Raw genomic sequence first — 4,375 nt, 5'->3', positions numbered from 1 at the left:
CATTGGGCGAGATCGTGCAAAAACAGATCTCTGAATGATGACCTGCAGGACGGTCGGGACATTCATCAGCGGAAACCTGTGATCATCGTGAGGATGGCGATGATGGCTATCGAGGTGCGGAGCTTTACGATGTTGCCCGGTATGGTCGGGGCGGAGGCGCCCATCTCTGTGAAGATCGCCGGGCAGGTCTTCGCCATCTTGATCACCTGCCCGTTCTCGATGCTGTCCTCAGAAGAGGTCGGTTTTGCCCGCATACACCCGGGGCGGGGCTGATCCTCCCGGCCGGGGGCACCGGCGGTGCTCCGAAAAGTGGGACTACAGGACCCGATCGCGGTCGCCGTGCCCCTCCTGTGCGTCGACACCGGGGACGCGGCGCCCGACCGGGAAGTCGGCGGCTCTCTCCCGGTCGTCTCCGACTGCCGGGCTCTGCAGTGCAAGCGGACCGTCCCCTTTGAGTGACGCTGGTTCGCTCCCCTTCTGGACGGAGTACTGCTCGGCAAGCTTGCGGAGATCCCGCACTTTGGCGTTCGCCGCCTCGATGATCGAGAGGACCTCAAGGTAGCGGCTGTCCCCGAGATCGCCCTCCCTGCGGAGACTGACGAGCTGCTCACGGTAGTGCTTGTTGATGGCACGCTGGAGTTCGGCGTCCCGGGCGCGGAGTTCCGCAACGGTCGTATCCTGGATCCCCGGGAAGAGGCGCCCGAGCCCGACGATGTTCTCATCAAGGATCCGGTAGACGCTCTCTGTCTTCTGCACCAGGTCGGCGGGGAGACCGTTTCCGTTCCGCGACGCCCTGCGGAAGAACTCCCCGAGATCCACCCCGAGGTAGCCGAGCCGCTCGATCTCGTTCGACATCCGGACGAGGAAGACCACCTCGTTCGCCTCCCGGTCCGAGAGCTGCCTCGCGGAGATCGTCCGGAGGGCCCGTTCGATCCTCCTATCAAGGTGGCTGTTGAGGTTCTTGAGCCGCTCGACCATCTGGTAGTCGGCCTCCTTTGATGTGGCGAGGTACGTCATCACCGCCCGGAAGAGGTTGAGCGTGACCTCGTGTGCGTGCCCAAGTTCCTTCCTGATCAGTTCGAACCCCAGGTGCGTCTCCTCGGGGATACCGTCCTCGAGGTAGCGCGTCCGCATCAGGATCTCAGGCTCACTCCCGGGCACCAGCCATTCGACGATCCGCCCGAACCGTCCGATGAAGAGGAGGAAGATTGCCGCCGTGATCAGGTTGAAGGTGAGGTGGGCGTTCGCCACCATCTGCGCCTCGGTCCCGCCGATTGTCGTCACGAGCCCGGTGAACGGTACGAGGAAGGGCAGGATCAGGAGCACCCCACCGAGGTTGAAGATGAAGTGGGCTACCGCCGCCCTCCGGGAGTAGAGGTTCATCCGGGAGGAGGCGATGAGGGTCGTCGTGGTTGAACCGATGTTTGCGCCGAGCAGAAGCGGGATCGCCTGCGGGAGGGTGAGCAGCCCCTGCTGGGCGAGGATGACGGCAAGCCCGGTCGTTACTGCGCTCGACTGCACCATGGTCGTCACGAGAAACCCGATCAGGATGGCGAGCGGGAGCGTCGAGTATTCCGTGATAAGCCCGATGATCTCGGGGTCGTTCTGGAACGGTACAAGCGCCGTGGATATGAGGTTTAAGCTGAAGAAGACCAGACCGAAGTAGAAGAGCGGTTTCCCGAGAAACCGGTAGCGCCGCCCAAAGATCCCGACGAGAAAGCCGACCGGGATCAGCACCTGCCCAAACGCCGTCATCTTGAAGGCGACGAGCTGGGCGGTGACGGTCGTCCCGACGTTTGAGCCGATGATGATCCCGAGGCTCTGGACGAACGAGAGCGTCCCGGTATTGACGAGGTTGACGGTGATGATCGTCGTCGCCATGCTCGATTGGACGAGGGCGGTGACGGCAGCGCCGAGGAGTGCGCCGAGGATCGGCCGCTCTGTCACTCTGCCGAGGATCGTAGCAAAGCTGCCTCTCGCGACCGCGAGAATCTCGCGGGAAAAGTTCTCTATTCCATAAAAAAAGAGGATCAGGCCGGGAACGACGGCGAATACTATTTCCCACGGGACCATTGCTGTTCAGGGAATATAGGATCCCTGCTCTGAAATACCTCCCGAAATGTGTTCTCGGTGGGATTTCCCCGGGACCGGGCGGTGCATTCCGGAACCACAGATATTTCCGGTTGCAACCCAACCTCTCTTTGTGGCATCCTTCGACCCGTCGGTCCTTGGGGTCTTCATCTTCGGCCTCGTCGCCGGCATCTGCCCGTGCAACAGCGTCCTGTGTCTCGGGCTGATCGGCTACCTGACGAGCGGGGAAACGAACCTCTCGCTCGCGAACCTCCTCAAACTGACCGTAGCGTTCTCGCTCGGCACCGTCCTCGTCCTCCTGCCGCTCGGGGCGGTCGCCGGATACCTCGGAGAATACCTCCTCTTCCTCAACGATACCATCGCGTGGGCCATCGGCGGGGTGCTGATGATCCTGATGGGGCTGCAGCTCCTGCATGTCTACAAGCCGCCGATACGGAGCATCTTCAACTTCTTCCGGGCCCCCATCTCCTACACCGTCACGGGGGCGTTCCTGCTCGGGCTCTCGTTTGGGGCAATCACCGTTGGGCGCGGGGCGCCGATGCTGCTTATCGTCCTGACCTACATCGCGCTCTACCAGACGGCCATCGAGGGGCTTTTCACAATCCTCGTGTATGCCGTGGGGCTCTCGATCCCCTTGATAGCGATCAGTTCGCTTGGGGGTGCGCTCGGGAAGAAGGTCAAGGAGAAGGCGCGGGTGAGCGGCGAGGTCTTCGACCGGATTATCGGTGTCGCGATCATCGCGATCGGGGTTTATTTCCTGTATCTGGCGTTTTGGTAGGGAAGGGTCTGCGTCAGGTCGCGCGGGCCACCGGTCACGGCGATGAAGAGCACGCCGTGGTCGGAGGAAGGGCAAGCGGCCGGGCGAGGGTAACGAAGATAGCCGGGAGAAGTGTCAGCGGTCGAACACCGCTGAGAGGCTCAACCGCTTCTCGCGGATGGTCGATGTGAACTCGAATCGCCCTTCTCCAGGCTCAAGCGGGAAGCAGGATACGCTTAACGTTCCGGAATTGACCCTTCCCGTTTCCCGGGCGGCGGTGTGGGGTAGCCCTGTGGGGTCCCAGACCGTCAGGGTGAAGACAGCCGTCTTTGCGCTGCCGAATTCATTTTTCTGGTTGTTTCTCCACGTGGCGGTGAAGACGCTTCTTCCGGTTCCCGTCTCGATCGAGGAGATCGAATTCGAGAAAACCATGTCGGTCCCGAAGTCGGCCGAAGCTCTGGCGAGAGTGTGGACGTCATGGGAGGCGTTCTCCTGGAAGATGATTTTGCCGCTGGAGATGGTGGTATTCACGATTACATCCTCCTCGGCGCATGCTATCCCGTGCGCCAGAAGAAGACCGGCGAAGCCCAGCACCAGGATGATGCTGCATGATAGTTTACCGCTCAATCTGATCACCGTTCTCTCTCAGTATCGAACCAATCGTGCGTCTCGCACCAGAGTTCGTACTGGGCGTCGCCGCTGCCCTGCGAATCAAAGCTCTTGACGACAGGGATCTGTTGGTCGATCCGGGCTGCAGAGACCGCACCGACAGGTGCCGGTACAACCAGTGCCAGCACCGCCCAGACTGCGATAGATCCATTTCTTCGCATCATCCAGCCATGAACCATAGATGTGGCGCCGCAACTTTTCCGAATGCCCGATTCCGGCGTCCGCACTGCTACGTCAGCATCGCAGTATTTATCTTTTCTCTCACTTCTCTCTACATGTCCGCGGTCTTCTTCGGAAAGCGGAAGGCCGGATACATCCTGTACGGCTCACGGAACTGGAGAGGGTCCCGGCCGGAACCGGGAGTGCCGGGGCTCCGTACCCGGTCCCGCTCCCTCCAAGGTGTGCTTACCGGATGTCCATCCGCAGGAACCTCGTGTACGCGATAGCGAAGAAGACGACAGGGTAGATGGTCAGGGCCGCAATACTCGACCATATCTTGCCGAGCGTATCCTCAAGGGTCGCCCCCGGGGATCTGGATATCCCGTTGATGAGGGTGTTGACGGCCATCTGCGGGGAGAGGAGGTTGACAGCGCTCTCGATCACCTTCATCTGCTCGGCGTATGCTGTGATCTCCGCCTGGTAGCCTTCCGATGAGGTATCCCCTCCATATGCCCCCGGATCGGGCTTCTCCATCATGAGGGCCATGCCTACCTGCGCGGTGGTGTAAGGGGCCAGGAACACGAGGAGAATGAAGACGACCACCGCGAGGAGCAGGGCGCTGCCGCTCTTCCGGCAGAGGGTGGAGAGGGCAAGCGCGATGGAGAAGAATGTCACAAGGAAGAGGAGGGTGACGCCGGC

6 protein-coding genes are annotated in these 4,375 nt (G+C 61.3%); 1 reads left to right on the top strand and 5 read right to left on the bottom strand.

What is annotated here, in order from left to right; genetic code table 11:
* Positions 1-65 precede the first annotated feature (65 nt).
* Together BP858_RS11125 and BP858_RS11120 are read right to left on the bottom strand one after the other, a co-directional pair.
* Positions 66-254 (bottom strand): hypothetical protein, encoded by a 189-nt coding sequence (locus tag BP858_RS11125; RefSeq protein ID WP_062260912.1) that lies wholly within the window; start codon positions 252-254, stop codon positions 66-68.
* 61 nt (positions 255-315) lie between these two features.
* Positions 316-2,073 carry a Na/Pi cotransporter family protein gene (locus tag BP858_RS11120; protein ID WP_286879511.1) on the bottom strand — a complete coding sequence of 586 codons (1,758 nt, stop codon included), beginning with the start codon at positions 2,071-2,073 and terminating at the stop codon, positions 316-318.
* A 130-nt stretch (positions 2,074-2,203) separates the two neighbouring features.
* Between BP858_RS11120 and BP858_RS11115 the strand changes: the two genes are divergently transcribed.
* Positions 2,204-2,869, top strand: a complete 666-nt coding sequence (locus BP858_RS11115) for a cytochrome c biogenesis CcdA family protein (RefSeq protein WP_286879510.1) — start codon at positions 2,204-2,206, stop codon at positions 2,867-2,869.
* 114 nt (positions 2,870-2,983) lie between these two features.
* On the opposite strand, the gene BP858_RS11110 is transcribed toward BP858_RS11115, so the two are convergent.
* The 3 genes from BP858_RS11110 to BP858_RS11100 form a co-directional block, all read right to left on the bottom strand.
* The gene (locus tag BP858_RS11110) at positions 2,984-3,484 is read right to left on the bottom strand and encodes a hypothetical protein (RefSeq protein ID WP_286879509.1); all 501 of its coding nucleotides are present in this window, start codon (positions 3,482-3,484) and stop codon (positions 2,984-2,986) included.
* Entirely contained in the window at positions 3,481-3,681 is a 201-nt protein-coding gene (locus BP858_RS11105) for a hypothetical protein (RefSeq protein ID WP_145916321.1), read from the bottom strand. Before BP858_RS11105 ends, BP858_RS11110 begins: the two co-directional genes overlap by 4 nt.
* A gap of 241 nt (positions 3,682-3,922) precedes the next feature.
* On the bottom strand, positions 3,923-4,375 hold a 453-nt coding region (locus BP858_RS11100), incomplete at its 5' end, for an ABC transporter permease subunit (RefSeq protein ID WP_286879508.1).

Source organism: Methanoculleus sp. UBA413, from assembly GCF_002502935.1.
GTDB classification, from domain to species: domain Archaea; phylum Halobacteriota; class Methanomicrobia; order Methanomicrobiales; family Methanoculleaceae; genus Methanoculleus; species Methanoculleus bourgensis.
Note: the sequence above shows the minus strand (reverse complement) of the source record. Positions and strands in the feature narration are given on the sequence as shown.